A 15,810-nucleotide genomic window follows, 5' to 3' on the forward strand; every position below is an offset into this window, starting at 1 on the left:
CAGAGGCGTAGTTAGCTACGCCCCTGCCCTATAAGGTTACTTCACTTCAAGTTCAGTGTAAGGCATAATACCCAGCACGTTAACGCGGAAACCGGTAACATACGGGCGTACTAAGCTATAGAACTTACCCCAGATAACCGGAACGATTACCGCATCATCCATCAGCTTGGTTTCAATCTGATTGTAGATGGTGTAACGAGCAGTATTGTCCACAGTGCCAAGCGCTTTAACCAACAAGCTATCTACATCTGGATTGCTATATCCATAATAGTTGAAAGGCGATTTGCTGGCAAAGTTTGATAGCATCGAATACTGATCAGGATAAGAAGCCATCATCAGGGTAGCCCACGCAGCTACCTTGCCCTGCTGCAAGGAAGGACCAAACCGCTGTTGATCGGTTACGTCAATTTTAACATTCATACCGAGATTAGTTTTCAGAGCTTCTTGCATAAATTGGGTAGGTCCTGCAATGTCAGGTCCTGAGCCAACCTGGGTAAGCGTCAGTTCCGGCATTTTGGAGCCATCCGCATAACCGGCTTCAGCCAATAATGCTTTAGCAGCGGTCGGGTCATATTTGGCTTTCATCTGTCCGGATACGTAGCCGGGCAAACCGCTTGGAATCACACCAGAAGCAACGTAACCTGCGCCGTTGAGCGGGGTGTCGTTGATAGCGGCAGTATCGAGCGCCATAGTGACGGCTTTGCGAACTTTGGCATCCTTGAAGGGTTCGTAACCGTTCGAGTTCAAACCGATGTAGAGGGTGAAACCCATACCGATCGGGAATTCGGTCAGTATTTTGGAAAGGTCGCCCTTTTCCTTCTTAATGCGATCAACTTCAGTGGTTAGCAACTGCCAGTGAGCATCAGTCAAGCCGCTCTCAAACTGGTTCAGACGGTTGGTTTGGTCGCCCACTATCAAATATTCGACACGGGTTAATTTAACCTTTTTACCAAACCAATTGGGGTTGGGAACCAGCGCAATTTTCTGACCGTGTTGCCATTCTGTTAGTTGGAAAGGTCCTGCGCCCGCGCTCTTGGTTTCCCACCACTTGGCGCCACTCTCAACAATGTCCTTATCAAGGATAAAACCGGCGGTACTAGCCAACTTGGTGGGGAAGAAGGGAGTGGGTTGAAGTAAGGTAAATTCGATTGTGCCGGGGTCAATCACTTTGATACCGCTGATGCTGTCAGCTTTAGCGGCAAACTTGTCGCTTGCCCCTACAATATCCCCAACTACGCCGAGAGCAACGGCGTTCTTGATTTTAGGATCAACCGCACGTTCGTAGGTATAAACTACGTCTGCCGCAGTTACTTGACGACCACTGGCGAATTTAGCAGTGGGATCAAGGGTAAATGTCCAAACCTTTGCATCCGCGCTGGCTTTCCATTCTTTGGCAATGCCCGGAACTACGTTAGCTTTCACATCAAAATCGGTCAAACCAACGTACAGGTTATTGTACATATAGCGAGTAGTATAACCTTGTGGTTGGCTGGCTTGGGGGTCAAGCGTTACCGGGTCTGGTCCATACCAGACTTCACGATAAATGCCGGGATGACCGCTACTTGCGACTGCGGCGGTAGCGGCGGCAGTGGTAGCTGCCTGTGTAGTCGCTGCTTTGGCAGTGGTAGCGGCGGTACTGGCAGCAGATGTAGTTGTGGCGGATGCCTGTGTAGTAGCGTTTGCTGTAGTGGCGGCGGGAGTGGCAGTATTATCACCGCAAGCTCCAAGTATCGTCGCAACCATCATCAATAAAACAGCTACTAATGACAGGCGGGAAGAATTCTTACTTCTCAATTCTCGCTCCTTTTGGTTCCCTTAAGTTGCCTAGTAGCAGCAAAGGGCTGCTAAAGTCCTTCAGGCTAAATCGGATATGGGTAGCACGGAATAAAGTAGTTCCCGACTCAGACTATTATGTAGAAGTTAACACTAAAGAGGGCAAGTCGCTGTAACCTGAACTACCAAATGCTAGTTTGTTTAAAACTTCACTTGCAATTTTATTGTGCTTTTGGTAACGCCCGCGTGATTTATACGAGACGGTGTAAGCTCTCCTAAAAAATCCCCTTTCCCGATTGGGGGAAAGGGGATCATGTAATTCTAGCTTATCACCTACGCCTTTACCATTTACTCGGTAAGAAATCATCCTCGTCTGTGTAGGCGCTGGTAGTCTTTTGCACCGAAATTACTTCACCTTTGATCACGTTTCGATTTTTGGCAGAGTAAGCCGCTACTCCGGGGAAAATCGAGTCATCATCTTCATCATCTACCTCAACCGCAACAGGCTGGCTTGGCGCAGAAATAGGCGCACTACCTGAACCGGCAGCCGTTTTCTTGCCTTCAGCGTACATTCCACCGTATTGCTCAAGACCGGCGTGTTTGCCCATCTTAGAGAGGCGGAAACCAAGTTGTCGCGCATCATTGGACAATACTGCGGTAAAGCGATTGACAATTTCCAGAACTTCATCGCCTAGCATTTCTTCACGCTGGATCAAAGCTTCTGCCAACGCATGGCACATCTCAGCGTTTGACGACAACAGAGATTTCACTCGGCGATACTGAGTCTGGAGGAAAGCCTCGATTTCCTGTACCGATACCGCCTGCTCGCCCAACACCTGCGAAGAAGAGAGATGCCCGTTCATACCGACGAGGTTGCAATACAATATTGCGCGTTGGGTAGCATTGGCAAGGTCGCCGCTGAATCCGGTCATTGCTGTGTTCAGGAAAAGTTCTTCAGCCGCACGGCTGCCGAGGCTTACCTGAATATCGGCTTCAATTTCATCTTTGGTAAGGGTATAACGTTCTTCTTTAGGTTTGGGCTGCATAAAGCCCAACGCACCGCCATGCCGAATAATGGTCAATTTCACCAAGTCTTCGTGAGGGTTCAGCAACACTTGCGCTACCGCATGTCCAACCTCATGGTAGGCGATGCGCCGTTTCTCTTCGTATGACATACTGCGAATAGGCATGCGAAGACCAACCTCAAACAAGTCGCGGGCGGCGATTAAATCCTTATACGTAATCGCGTCACGACCGTCAAAGTGGGCGCGCACCACCGCTTCATTGATAACGTAGCGGATAGATACCGGGGTATAACCGATAGTCTGGGCTACCACTTTATCCATCGGGATATTTTCGTGGTTTACCTTGTCGAGATAATACTCGATAATCTCGCGGCGACCATCCGAATCCGGCAGATCAACTTTAATCTTGCGGTCAAAACGACCAGGGCGCAAAAGAGCTTCGTCCAAAGTTTCTACCAAGTTAGTTGCGCCAACGGTCAATACGTTTCTTCGCACCGCTTTTTTGGCTCTAAAATCAATACCGAGCCAACGCAAAAACTTGCGATTCATTGAGTCGTGAACGGGGGGTGGATCCATTTGTACCAGCAGTTCGTTAATCAAACCGCTGCCCATACCGCCCATCATACCGCCCATACCCATACCCATGCCGCCCTGTTGCTGCCCAGCGCGTTTTTGCCCGATAGCATCAATTTCATCCAGAAAGAGGATACACGCGCCGTATTGATCTGACAGTTTGTTGGCTTTTTTGTACAGGGCTTTGATGCTCAACATACCGCCCGCTACGAAGGGGCTTTGCAAACTGGCGGCAGAGCAATAACCAAAGGGCAAACCTGCTTCGGTAGCAATTGCTTGCGCCAGATAGGATTTACCTACACCGGGGTCGCCTTCCAACAACAGACCGCGAATGACCTCGCCGCCCATATCCTTAAATTCGCGCGCCCCTTTGAGTAAAAGCACCACTTCCCGCGCCATTTCCAACACTTGCGGATTGCCTTTGTAATCTTGAAAGGAGATGCCCGTTTCACCCGGTTTGAGCCAGAAAGTACGAGGGCGCGCGATGGCAAAGAACATTATGTAAATCTGGAAAAGCGCGAATATGGCAGCAAAAGCCAATTGGAAAGCCAACTGGACGATTGTCTGCGAAATGCCACCCAAACCGCTCTGGCTGTATATCGGAACTAGGAAGTTCCAGATAAGCAGTATAAACAGAGTGAGCGCAATCCAAGAACCGAGGTGTTGGCGAAGGGGGTTGAATTTTACCTTCTTCCCCAATCTTTCTATTGCTTCGTCCACCTCGTCCTTACGAGTTACGGGGCGACGTTTGCTTCGTAAATTCTCCATAAATTAGTCCTCGTTACTTCCTTGCATTTAAACCGTTAAGGAGTAGTAGTCTGCGTCCCGTTAGTCTGGTTGCGCCCTAACATAGCGCTCAGAATCGGGTCGGAGGTGGTAATTGCTTGTATTTTGCCACTGCTATCCAGAATTATCAGATAATCAAATTGTCCAGCACGATCGCCATATTGCAGCGTCGAAGAATAACTGGCTTCAGAATTTCCGGCGGGATAGCTTTTGCCACGAACAAAGCTGTAACCCACATAACTCAGCTTGACATTCTGGGTAACGGCTTCCGCTTTATATTTACCTATTTCGACTGCCATAGTGGCAGGGGTAATCCCTTTTCCGCTCAACTCTTTCTGGTAACTAGCGCTGAACGAAGCCCAGATTTTTTGGGTGTCAAAGGTGGTCAAACCTGACATCAAGCGCTCGGCTACAAAACTAGGAGAGAGCAAATCTGTGCCCGTTTGCGGCAAGGTAGAGCTATTTGAGGGTCTGCGAAGGGCGGTGCTAACGATTGGGTCTTGCGCCACAATCTCAGTGACTTTATCGCTGCTATCATACTTCACCAAAAATACGGTGGTTGTTTCGCGCCCGTTTACGGTATAGCTGACGGTGTACATCTCGGCGTTTGAGCCTGTATCACGGGTTTGTCCGGCTTGCCCCAATTCAAAACGGGTATATTGCGGCTTCTCACTGATTGCGTCAAGCTCCTTGACAGTACTGTCAATAGCGGCTTGCATATTGTTCTGATTGAAACCATCAGCGGCTAGAGCTTTCTTATAGGCATCGCTCAACCCGTTCCAAATGAGCTTAGCATTGAATTTTGAAATGCCCTGCAAAACCTGCACGCCGGCGCTGCGCGGCTTGATAGTCGCATCAGCACTACGCACTATCGATTCGAGAAAGATTGCTTGCAGCGAAGGGTCGTTGCTGGTTACCTGAGTCACATGCCCGGTAGCATCAAGGTTGATAGTATAGGTAAATTGCGGGGTGGTGCTATTTTTCAGATATGCAGCATATTGTTCAATTGTCGCAGTGGAAGTAGTATCAGTTTGATTGCCGCGTAGGGTGAAATGATCGTAATTAGGAACGGTAGCATCTTTTTTAAGCTTATCAAAAGCCGCCTGTATCATTGGCTGATCTACACCGGAGTCGTTCAACTGCTGGTGGTAATCATCAGAAAGCGATGTCCAAACTTCTTTCGCATCATTTTTGAATAGACCAAGCAACAGAAGGGTGCTGCCATCACCCGGCTTTACCAACGGGTTTGCGCTACGCACAGTGGTGAAGAACAGGGTTTTTGACAATTGCGAGTCATCGCTCATAATATCGCGGATACGATCTTTAGCATCAACTTTCAAAGCATAATGTGTTTTGGTTTCAGTAGCACCGATTTTCAGAGTAGCTTCAAAAACATCGGCTTTACCGCTACCGTCACGCAAGTCTCCAAAACCCTGCCATGTAAAGTATTCATACACAACCGGGTCACCACTAGCCTGAGTGGGCTTTTTAGCTTCGTCCAGCAGTTGTTGCAACCGCGCCAAATCAAGTCCATTATGAATCAAGGTTTGGCGATAGTCCTCATTAATGCCCTGCCATATTTGGGAGGCATTGTAGGCGGCAAGACCTTTTAGCACTTGCACGCTGGACTCACGCGCCGTACCTGTCACCCCATCAGCATTACGGACTAATGAACTGGAATTATCCGCACTGACGATATTCAAAAAGTTGGTGGAAACAAGCAAAGTGATTGCTGCCGATAGGAAAGCTATAATAATGAAACTACTCACCGGATGGCGAGTAGTAAACCGCCCGGTATTTATGGTCAACCGTCCTAAACCCCGAAAGAAACGGATTGTAATCCGACCAACTATTTTAAATATCATAAGTGAACTACCCCTTATGCGAATATTAATTAAAGGCGATTATTTTGCCTTGCCCTGCCACTACTAGGGTAAAAGGCTCATCTATTATTTGCTTATTGATGTTTAAATAGCGCGCTACATAGAAATGGATGGTCTGCCCATCTCCACCGTCAAAGCCGCCGATATAACGATATTCTTGGTATTGCATACCTCGTTCTTTAAACTGGGCAAATTGCTGCGCAAAGTAATCTTTACCCCTGCCCATCTGAGCAAGTTGGTTTTGAAGCTGGGCATCGAGTGAATTCCATACATCATCGGCATTGAGATAAATCTGACCGCGCATGAAAGCTTCTGTAATCTGGGGCGCGTTTGTGGTACTTATTTTTGAAGATGTGGCAGAAGCTTGAGCAGAGACGCTTTTGCTTACTACCGGCTGGGGGTTACCTACTACTATATTAATGTTGAGAATTGTTATTAGTAACCAGATGCCACCCACTACAACCGCAGTAAGTACCACGCCACCCAGAATTGTTTCGTGCCGACCAAAAAATTTGAATATTCCTATAGTGAAACGACCTAACCCGCCAAAAAAACGGGTAAGTAATCGACCAAATACGCGGAAAAGTAGCATATACCGCACCCGGTGTTATTTTATTTTGAGATTTAAAACCGGATCAAACGCCGGAAAGCTCGCCTGCAACGGGTCTCCGGGTTAAAATTGAATAAGTAAAGAACAACCTGCGAAGCGGGCATCCTTAGCAAGGATTATAGCTGAGTCTTAAGGCTATAAGTGTTAAATAACTATTAAATGACTCTGAAATGTTTGCTAATATATAGGAGAAATTATAGCACCAAATACCCGAGTGAAACCATGTAAATCGGATTCTATTGCAGATTCCAGCTTCTGAGAAATAATTCCCAGTTTTTGCGACGCTGGCGTTCTTCTTCTTCGGGGCTGAAACCATAATGAGGGGAAGTACCTAGTTGATCAGTGCGCTCCAATAACGGTTCAATATCCGGCAAAATCATCAGTCCAAAGCCTTTATCCTTAAAATTATAGGAATAATCGGCTTCAAGAGCGTAGGGGTGGCGGAAATGCTCGTCCATAAATCCCACTTCGTCCTCAACCAACACGCGCCGGAAGCATAATAAGCTACCTTCAAGCGCATCGGGGTGGGCTCCAGTAAGGCTTAGACCAACCGCTTTTCCCTCCTGCCGTTCAAGCTTCAAACCCGCCAAACCGTAAAGAGCATATTCTTCCATCGCGTAAAGACGGTGATAAAGCGCGTCAAACAGGTCGCCTTTGAGCTTCAAACCCGGTTCGAGCAGCAACAACCAACGCCCGCGGGCTTGCCGAAAAGCGATATTGCGTGCGGCTGCCACACCCAAATCCTCCGCGAATAACGCCCTGAAATTACGGTAAGCGGTGTTGAGAGTTTGGAGATATGTGGTTGTCTCCTCCGCGCCGTTCAAATCCACCACAATCGTCTCAACTGTGCGCTTCGAGTTGATGACCTGTGCCAGCAAACTGTTCAGGGTGATTTTTAGCTCAGGCAAATTCTGGCGCGAAACCAAGCACACCGTAAAATCGAAGCGATCTTCCTCACGCAAGAAAGAGCGCACTATGCGGCTGTTCTTAAGGCGGAGTAAACCCTGCGTTTCCTCTTTCTGCTGCTGTTCTCTCTGCTGTGGCTTTTTCTGGAAAGGCTTGTTTTTGGAATCGCTCATACGGGGCGTGCCTTTTGCCCCTTCCCTGCCTGTAACCGGGTTTTTGGCTTTCTTATCCGGGTAGCGGGTCGGCTCATTTTTCGGTTCGGCAGGCGCGGGATTATCCAGCCCTAGTTCAAAGCCAAGCACCCGATCAAACTCAGCCAGTAAACGCAGGCGGGATGCATCATCCAAATCACTTTGTAATAGCATAGCCCATAGCACCGTCAAGGCACGGGGCAAATTCAGGTCGTCGGCGATTTGCTCATAAAAGCGGTTGCGCCATTCTTCCACTGAGGCAGAGGCTTTGCCGCTTTCGGCTAACCCGCCGTTGGTATTCTGAGCTTTCAGGCGCGAAATAGAGCTTCGCAGCCTTTCCAGCGCAGTTGCCGAATCGGTAAGAGCGCGAAGCGGAGGCATGTTATCACGATAATGGGTTGAAGCCAACCAATAGCGCAACTCGGCTGGACTAAAGCCAATCAGGTCGCCGGGATTTATAGCAAGGTCAGGTGCGCCGGGCAGCAACGTAAAAGCCGCCTGTTTGCGTTCTTCCTCATCGGTTATGAGTAGGCAATCGGCGGTAGCAGCCTCGCTTACACGCTCAAACTTGAGACGCTTTCGCTGCAACGCCTTCCCAAGCCAATCCAACAGGCAATTCAAACGTAGGGTTGCGGGAGTACGCTTATCCTCAAGCAGGGGGGCGGAGACATAAAGCTTTATTAGACCCTTATGGTCGGGTAATTTTTCTTTGCGACGACTATGCGCGTTGTATATTTTCAGTTCCATATCGCCTAGAAGTATAGAGCATAAGCCTCAAAATGTAAAAAGGTGCACAAATGCAATTTCAATTGCGGCGTATAGGCAATTGGGGTAAACTTGAAAGACAGAACACGAATTTTTCAAAGGAGAGAATAGAATGGTTGCTGAACTGGAAATTCCCGCGTTGGATAGACCTTATCAGGTTCTAACGCACAAGGGACAATTAGTAGATGAACCTCCTGCCCTTTCGCCCGACAAGCTAATCGAATTGCACCGCTATATGCTGGCAACCCGTATATTTTCTGATAAAATCATCGCTTTGCAACGGCAGGGACGCGCCGGAACTTTCGGATCGCTGGCAGGGCAGGAAGCAACGGCGGTGGGTCTGTCCGCACCGCTCAAGCCGCAAGATTGGCTGGCAACTTCCTATCGTGAAGCAGGCTGTTTTCTGGTGCGCGGCGTGCCCTACAACGATTTACTTTATTACTTCAAGGGCTACCCGCCCGATAATACCCATACTAGAACCAACACCCTACCCATCCAAATTGTCATTGGCACCCAAATGTTGCATACCACCGGGTTGGCGTTGGGCGCGAAAATAAAAGGCGATGACGCGGTGGCGTTGGGTATTTGCGGGGATGGCGCAACCAGCGAGGGTGATTTCAACGAGTCGCTCAATTTCGCGGGAGTGTTCAAAGCCCCGGCGATTTTGGCTGTCACCAATAACGGCTGGGCAATCAGTACGCCGCGCCGCAAACAAAGTGTTGTCCAAACGCTGGCATTGCGCGGGGCGGGTTTTGGCGTTCCAGCTTATTTGGTGGACGGCAATGATGTGTTGGCGGTTTACAAGGTGATGGAACAAGCGGTAGCGCGAGCGCGGGCAGGCGAAGGACCTAGTTTGATTGAAACGATTACCTACCGCATGGGGGCGCACACTACCGCAGACGACCCCTCCCGTTATGTGCCAAAAGAAGACCTCGAATACTGGCGACAGCGCGACCCGATTGACCGTTTCCGCAAATACCTTTTCGCGCAGCATTTGCTAGACGAGGCAAGCGAACACATTATGGCGGAAACTATCGAACGCGAAATCAACGAAGCGGTGGATTACGTGGAAGCTAGAACCAAACCCACGCCCGACCTGATTTTCGACATCACCTTCGAGCAACCCACCCCCCGCATGCAGCAACAACGTGAGGAAATGCGGCGCGAGATGAGGGAAAAAGGTCTTTAGTAGGCACAGGAGAGGAAAGCGATGACTATTTTAGAAGCCACTAACCAAACTCCCGGCGCAAAACCCGCCCCGCGCCTGACTATGATTGAAGCTATCAACCAATCGCTGCGAATTGAGATGGAACGTGACGGGCGAGTGGTAATGATAGGCGAGGACATCGGCAAAAACGGTGGTGTGTTCCGCGTGACCGATGGACTACAAGCGCACTTTGGCGAGAATCGGGTGTTTGACGCGCCCTTAGCAGAGTCGGGCATTATCGGTACGGCGGTAGGTATGGCAGTATATGGCTTGCGCCCGATTGCCGAAATCCAGTTTGCCGGGTTTATGTATGTCAGCTTTAATCAGCTTGTCTCACAGGCAGCCCGCATGCGCTTTCGCAGTGGCGGCATGTTCACCGTCCCGATGGTAATACGCGCGCCTTATGGTGGCGGCGTGCGTACCCCTGAACTACACTCCGATAGCCTCGAAGGGGTGCTGTTGCAAACGCCCGGCTTGAAAGTGGTTGTCCCCTCCAACCCCTATGACGCGAAGGGGTTGCTGGCGGCAGCGATAGAAGACCCCGACCCGGTGGTATTCTTCGAGAATATCAAGCTGTATCGTTCTTTCAAGCAGGAAGTACCAGAAGAACGTTATGTTATTCCGTTGGGCAAAGCGTCAGTAGTGCAGGAAGGCAGCGACATCAGCATTTTCACTTATGGGGCAATGGTTTCGGTGGTCTTGCAAGCAGCAAAGCAAGTGGCAGAAGAAAAGGGCGCAAGCATCGAAGTGGTGGATTTGCGTACTACCTGGCCCCTTGATGAAGAAACAATCGTCAATTCTGTCACCAAAACCGGACGTGCGATGATAGTGCACGAAGCCCCCAAAGCGGGCGGCATCGGCGCGGAAATAAGCGCCATCATAAACGAAAACTGCCTCTATTCGCTGCTCAAGCCCGTAGCGCGGGTAACTGGCTATGATACCCCTTTCCCGCCGCCCCAATTGGAAGACCTTTATCTACCCACTCCCACTCGTGTAGCGTGGGCTATCGCCGCCACTCTGGAGGACTAAACACTATGTTTGAGTTCAAGTTGCCAGATGTAGGCGAGGGCATGCACGAAGCGGAAATCGTGCGTTGGTTGGTCAATCCCGGTGAAACGGTCAAGCTCGACCAAATAATGCTGGAAATCCAAACCGATAAAGCGCTGGTGGAAATTCCTAGCCCGGTTGCGGGTGTGGTAGGACAAATCCTCAAGCCGATAGGACAAATCGCGCATGTCGGGGATGTACTGATTAACTTTGAAACGCAAGCGAGCGCAAAAAGCAGCACAATTGCACCTATGGTAGCGACTGTACCTGTCGTAGCAGCCGTTTCTGCTATCGGCACGTTTACCCCTGCCGAAAGTGGTGTACTAGCTTCAAGGGTGCGGGCTGCCCCTGCCGTTCGCAAAAGAGCCTTGGAATTGGGCGTGAACCTTGCGCTGGTAAAAGCCAGCAGCCCAGATGGGCGAGTGCTGTTGCAAGATGTGCTGGCGTATGCCGAAGAAAGCAAGCACAAGCCCACTACCAACGGCGCATCCCACGCCCCAATATTGGAAACAGTTGCACCCCCACCGCCCGTTGTATCGACAACGCCCATCGCATCGGGTGGCGAAGAGCGCAAACCACTCGTAGGTTTGCAACGGCGCATGGCAGAGCGCATGGAATTAGCGTGGCGCACTATCCCGCACGTCACCACTTTTGAGCAGGTGGACTCAGAGCAATTAATCGAGATGCGCCGCCAGATACAGCCCGCCGCCGAACAGCGCGGGGTATCGCTCACCTATCTGCCGTTTATAGTCAAAGCAGTGGTTGCGGCGCTCAAAGCCAATCCCATCTTCAATAGCAGCCTTGATGAAAAAACCCGCGAGGTTATTTACAAACGCTATTACCATATCGGGCTGGCAACTGCCACACCGGACGGACTGGTGGTAGCAGTAGTGCGTGATGCGGATAAACTCAGCCTGTCGCAACTTGGCGCAGAAATAGCGCGGCTGGCGGAAGGTGGGCGCAATCGCAGCCTAAAGCCACACGAACTGAGCGGCAGCACCTTTACCATCTCCAATTACGGTAGCTACGACGGCGGAATGGGTACGCCCATCATCAACCCGCCCGAAGTGGCAATTCTGGGCGTGGGGCGCATCAAGGACGAGGTGGTAGCCCGCAACGGTCTGCCAATAGTGCGCCCAATGCTGCCGCTCAACCTCAGTTTCGACCATCGCCTGATTGACGGAGCGACTTCCGGGCAGTTCATGCGTGTGCTGATGGAATTGCTGGAAAACCCCGCCCGGCTCATGCTTGATATGGTCTAGGAGAAAAAACAATGGTGGTTGGCGATGTTACAACCGCAGTGGATGTGGTGGTACTGGGCGGCGGACCCGGCGGATATGTGGCAGCAATACGCGCCGCGCAACTAGGTAAAAGCGTGGTGCTGGTAGAGCAATCCACCGTAATGGGCGGGGTCTGTTTGAACGAAGGCTGTATCCCCCTCAAAGCGTTGGTGGCAGCCAGCGAACGCTACTGGCAAACGTTGGAAAGCGAATCGCTGGCGAGTATGGGCATCTTGACCGAAGGTGCATCGCTCGATTTCAGCCGCATGCAGAACTGGAAAGATGGCATCATCCATCGCTTGACCGAAGGAGTAGCGAAATTGCTCTCCGGCAACCGAGTCGAGGTGGTGCATGGCTTGGGCTGGTTTCTGAACTCTAAAGAGATGCGCGTGGAAGGCGAACACGGCGCGTTGCGTTTCAACTTCGAGCAGTGCGTGCTGGCGGTAGGGGCGAGCTATGCCGCGCTTCCAGATTTACCTTTCGATGGCAAGTTGGTATTGAACCCGCGCATGGCATTAAAACTTGCCGATATTCCTCCCATATTAGCAATCTGGGGCGATGATTACATCGCGTTGGAATTGGCAACCGTCTTTGGGCGACTCGGCTCTCACGTAGCGCTGCTGACTCCCGCAGAACGCCCTTTGCCCGATGTGGATGCCAGCGCAGTTCGGTTGGTGATGGCGGGTTTGCGCAAATTGGGGATACAGCATATCGGGCAGGCATTTCCTGTAGCAGTGGAAAACGACAACGTGGTGTATCTGAAAGGGCAGACACGCACCGCCCTACCTACCGGAACGCCGCTAGTAGTATGCGGTAATTTGCAAGCAAACACCGCCAACCTACACTTGAAAGAGGCAGGCTTGAGCATGGGCGAGGGCGGCGCAATCGAAGTGGCAGCCGACCAACGTACCCGCGTGGCGCACATTTTCGCGGCAGGAGATTGCACCCAACACCGTCCGGCAGTCGCTACCAGCGCAATCAAGCAAGCGAAAGTGGCAGCGGAAGCGTTGGCAGGTAAAAAAGTGGCATACACCCCGCAAGCCTTCCCACGAGTGGTTGGCACCTCGCCCGAACTGGCAGTGGTAGGACTATCGGCGGAAGCGGCACAAGCGGCGGGCTACCGAGTAAAAACCGGGCGTTTTTCGCTGGCGGCGAACGGACGCGCCTTAACGCTCGGCGCAGATTCGGGTGTGGCGTTGCTAGTAGCGGATGCGGACAATGACGCGCTATTGGGCGTAACGCTGGTTGGCACGCGCTCCGGCGACCTTATCGGCGAAGCGGCGCTGGCAATCGAGATGGGAGCAACCCTAACCGACCTTGCTGAAACACTGCACTGGCATCCCGGTTTGGGCGAAATGCTGTTGGAAGGAGCAGAAAGCGCGTTGGGGCAAGTGATTCATCAGCTTGATTTGAAAGCCGCTAGCCGTTGACATTTTTTACCAAATCTAGGCTTGACCAGCCATTGCTCAACCTTTATGATTAATCAATAAGTAATAGTTTTAACAATCCTTTGGCAAACAAAATTGAGCAAAGCGCGGGCAGATGAGCGATATCATAATAGGCAGCAATAACACCAATAATGTTGAAGAAGCGGGATATGTCGCTAGATGGCTGCTGACCATCACCGGACACGACAAACCCGGCGTTACCACCGCCATCTGCCGTTTGTTGGATGAGGAGGGCGCGGATTTGCTGGACATCCAGCAAGTTACCATCCCTCCGCTGCTGGTAATGGCTCTGGATGTGGGCTTGCCAAAGCGCGATGCCAACCTGCCCCGCAAAGAGCAACAGGCGCTGCTTCATAAGCTAGAGCGGTTGGGGGTTGAGCTAAACCTGACAATCAATCTACAGCCCTTTGACCCAACGCATATTACGAACAGCGACAACCTGTACGCCGTTACCTGCCTCGCCCCCATCATCAAGCCCTATGCCCTGCAAGCCATCACCGGAGTGCTGGCACAGATGGGTGCAAACATCACCCGCATTTCCCGCCTGACCGAACACCAGCTAAAAGCAATCGAGTTAACTGTTTACGCACCCTGTGGTCTTGGACAGGCACAGCTAAAAAAGTCGCTCTTTGCCGTCAGCAACGCGGTACAGGTAGATATTGCGGTGCAGCCCGAAAGCCTATACCGCCGCAGCAAACGCTTGATTGTGATGGACGTGGATTCGACCCTCATCCAGAACGAGGTGATTGACGAAATTGCCAAAATAGCAGGAGTGGAACAGCAGGTCGCCGACATTACGCGCGAAGCGATGGAGGGCAAACTCGATTTTGCAGGCGCGTTGCACAAGCGTGTAGCGTTGCTGGCAGGCTTACCCGCTGAACGCTTGCAGGAAGTGTTCGAGGTGATTCGCTTCACCCCCGGCGCAGAGCGACTCATCAAAGTCTTGAAACTGCTTGGCTATAAAACCGCTATCGTCAGTGGTGGCTTCAACTTCGTAACCGACATCCTCAAGGAACGGCTACGGCTGGATTACGCCTTCGCCAATACCCTTGAGATTGAGGACGGCAAGTTGACCGGGCGCGTAACCGGAGCGATTGTTGACCGGCAAGCTAAAGCCCGTCTGCTAAAAGAAGTCGCGGCGAAAGAAGAAATCGAACTGGCGCAAACGCTAGCGGTGGGCGATGGTGCAAACGACCTGTTGATGCTCGAAACGGCAGGCGTGGGGGTAGCCTTCAACGCCAAACCGATTGTGCGCGAAGCCGCCGACCTCTCCATCAACCAGCCCAGTCTCGATGTGCTGCTCTACCTCATCGGCATCCACGAACATGAGATTGCCCGTTTTGGTTAGGTTAATTTTCAACAGTATATATATCTTCATAAAATCAGAAGGCTTTATCTAATGCAAAAATATCTCGAAATCGGCGAGGAAGTACGCCAACCCGCCGTTGCGCTCGAATCAACCGTAATCTCGCATGGGTTACCCTACCCTGAGAATATCCAGACCGCTCGCGCTTTAGAAGAAACGGTGCGCCAGAACGGAGCAAACCCCGCTACCATCGCCCTGATGGACGGCAAAATTAAAGTGGGGCTTGGCGCAGACGCGCTCGAAAAGCTGGCAACTGCAAAGGATGTGGCGAAGGTCAGTCGGCGCGATTTTGCGGCAGCACTGGCGCGTGGCACAATCGGTGCAACCACCGTTGCCGCCACCATGATTGCAGCGCAAATGGCGGGAATCAAAGTCTTTGCCACCGGGGGCATCGGGGGCGTACATCGGGGCGCAGCGCAAACCTTCGACATCAGCGCAGACCTGACCGAACTGGCACGTACCCCCGTTCTGGTGGTATGCGCGGGAGCAAAAGCAATCCTCGACCTTGAACTGACAATGGAATACCTCGAAACGCAGGGCGTACCCGTGATAGGCTACGGCACAAACGAGCTTCCCGCTTTTTACACTGCCCATAGCGGCATCAGCCTTGAGTTACGCGCCGATAGCCCAGAAGAAGTCGCGGCAATCGCCCGCACTCAATGGGACTTGGGCTTTAGCGGAGGGTTGGTAGTAGTCGTGCCACCGCCCGCTTCCGCCGCGCTTTCCGCAGACGAAATTAATCGCGCCATCGAAGCGTCCTTGCAACAGGCAGGAACGGCAGGAGTCAAAGGCAAGGCGGTTTCGCCCTTCCTGCTGGCAGCGGTCAGTCGCGAAACGGGCGGCAAAAGCCTCACCCTCAATATGGCGCTGCTCAAGAATAACGCGGCGGTAGCGGCGCAAATCGCAAAGGCGCTGTATATGACCGATGCGCGTCTAATTTAATTATTTAG

The 15,810-nt window shown here is 51.5% G+C and carries 11 protein-coding genes; 6 read left to right on the forward strand and 5 right to left on the reverse strand.

Features of this window, described 5'->3' with window-relative positions:
* Positions 1–36: 36 nt before the first annotated feature.
* The 5 genes from OZ401_RS05325 to OZ401_RS05345 all read right to left on the reverse strand — a co-directional run bounded on the left by OZ401_RS05325 (position 37) and on the right by OZ401_RS05345 (position 8,494).
* A complete protein-coding gene (locus OZ401_RS05325) occupies positions 37–1,794 on the reverse strand; it encodes an ABC transporter substrate-binding protein (RefSeq protein WP_341469672.1) in 1,758 nt (585 codons plus the stop codon).
* A 320-nt stretch (positions 1,795–2,114) separates the two neighbouring features.
* Positions 2,115–4,139 carry an AAA family ATPase gene (locus OZ401_RS05330; RefSeq protein ID WP_341469673.1) on the reverse strand — a complete coding sequence of 675 codons (2,025 nt, stop codon included), beginning with the start codon at positions 4,137–4,139 and terminating at the stop codon, positions 2,115–2,117.
* A gap of 35 nt (positions 4,140–4,174) precedes the next feature.
* Positions 4,175–6,022, reverse strand: coding sequence for a hypothetical protein (locus OZ401_RS05335; RefSeq protein ID WP_341469674.1), 1,848 nt, complete (start codon positions 6,020–6,022; stop codon positions 4,175–4,177).
* A 25-nt stretch (positions 6,023–6,047) separates the two neighbouring features.
* Entirely contained in the window at positions 6,048–6,632 is a 585-nt protein-coding gene (locus OZ401_RS05340; protein WP_341469675.1) for a hypothetical protein, read from the reverse strand.
* Between the two features lie 254 nt (positions 6,633–6,886).
* Positions 6,887–8,494, reverse strand: a complete 1,608-nt coding sequence (locus OZ401_RS05345) for a glycosyltransferase (protein WP_341469676.1) — start codon at positions 8,492–8,494, stop codon at positions 6,887–6,889.
* Between the two features lie 130 nt (positions 8,495–8,624).
* Here OZ401_RS05345 and OZ401_RS05350 point away from each other — a divergent pair, with 130 nt between their 5' ends.
* From OZ401_RS05350 to OZ401_RS05375, 6 genes are all read left to right on the forward strand, one after another.
* The gene (locus OZ401_RS05350; protein WP_341469677.1) at positions 8,625–9,701 is read left to right on the forward strand and encodes a thiamine pyrophosphate-dependent dehydrogenase E1 component subunit alpha; all 1,077 of its coding nucleotides are present in this window, start codon (positions 8,625–8,627) and stop codon (positions 9,699–9,701) included.
* Between the two features lie 21 nt (positions 9,702–9,722).
* A complete protein-coding gene (locus OZ401_RS05355) occupies positions 9,723–10,748 on the forward strand; it encodes an alpha-ketoacid dehydrogenase subunit beta (RefSeq protein ID WP_342398996.1) in 1,026 nt (341 codons plus the stop codon).
* Between the two features lie 5 nt (positions 10,749–10,753).
* Complete coding sequence (locus tag OZ401_RS05360; protein ID WP_341469678.1) at positions 10,754–12,028, forward strand: dihydrolipoamide acetyltransferase family protein; 1,275 nt, start codon at positions 10,754–10,756, stop codon at positions 12,026–12,028.
* Between the two features lie 11 nt (positions 12,029–12,039).
* On the forward strand, positions 12,040–13,476 hold the full coding sequence (locus OZ401_RS05365; protein WP_341469679.1) for a dihydrolipoyl dehydrogenase family protein: 1,437 nt from the start codon (positions 12,040–12,042) through the stop codon (positions 13,474–13,476).
* Between the two features lie 112 nt (positions 13,477–13,588).
* Positions 13,589–14,842: a phosphoserine phosphatase SerB gene (serB, locus tag OZ401_RS05370; RefSeq protein ID WP_341469680.1), complete on the forward strand. Its 1,254-nt coding sequence runs from the start codon at positions 13,589–13,591 to the stop codon at positions 14,840–14,842.
* Positions 14,843–14,893: 51 nt separating this feature from the next.
* Positions 14,894–15,802 (forward strand): pseudouridine-5'-phosphate glycosidase, encoded by a 909-nt coding sequence (locus tag OZ401_RS05375; protein WP_341469681.1) that lies wholly within the window; start codon positions 14,894–14,896, stop codon positions 15,800–15,802.
* Positions 15,803–15,810 lie beyond the last annotated feature (8 nt).

Source organism: Candidatus Chlorohelix allophototropha, assembly GCF_030389965.1.
Lineage (GTDB): Bacteria > Chloroflexota > Chloroflexia > Chloroheliales > Chloroheliaceae > Chlorohelix > Chlorohelix allophototropha.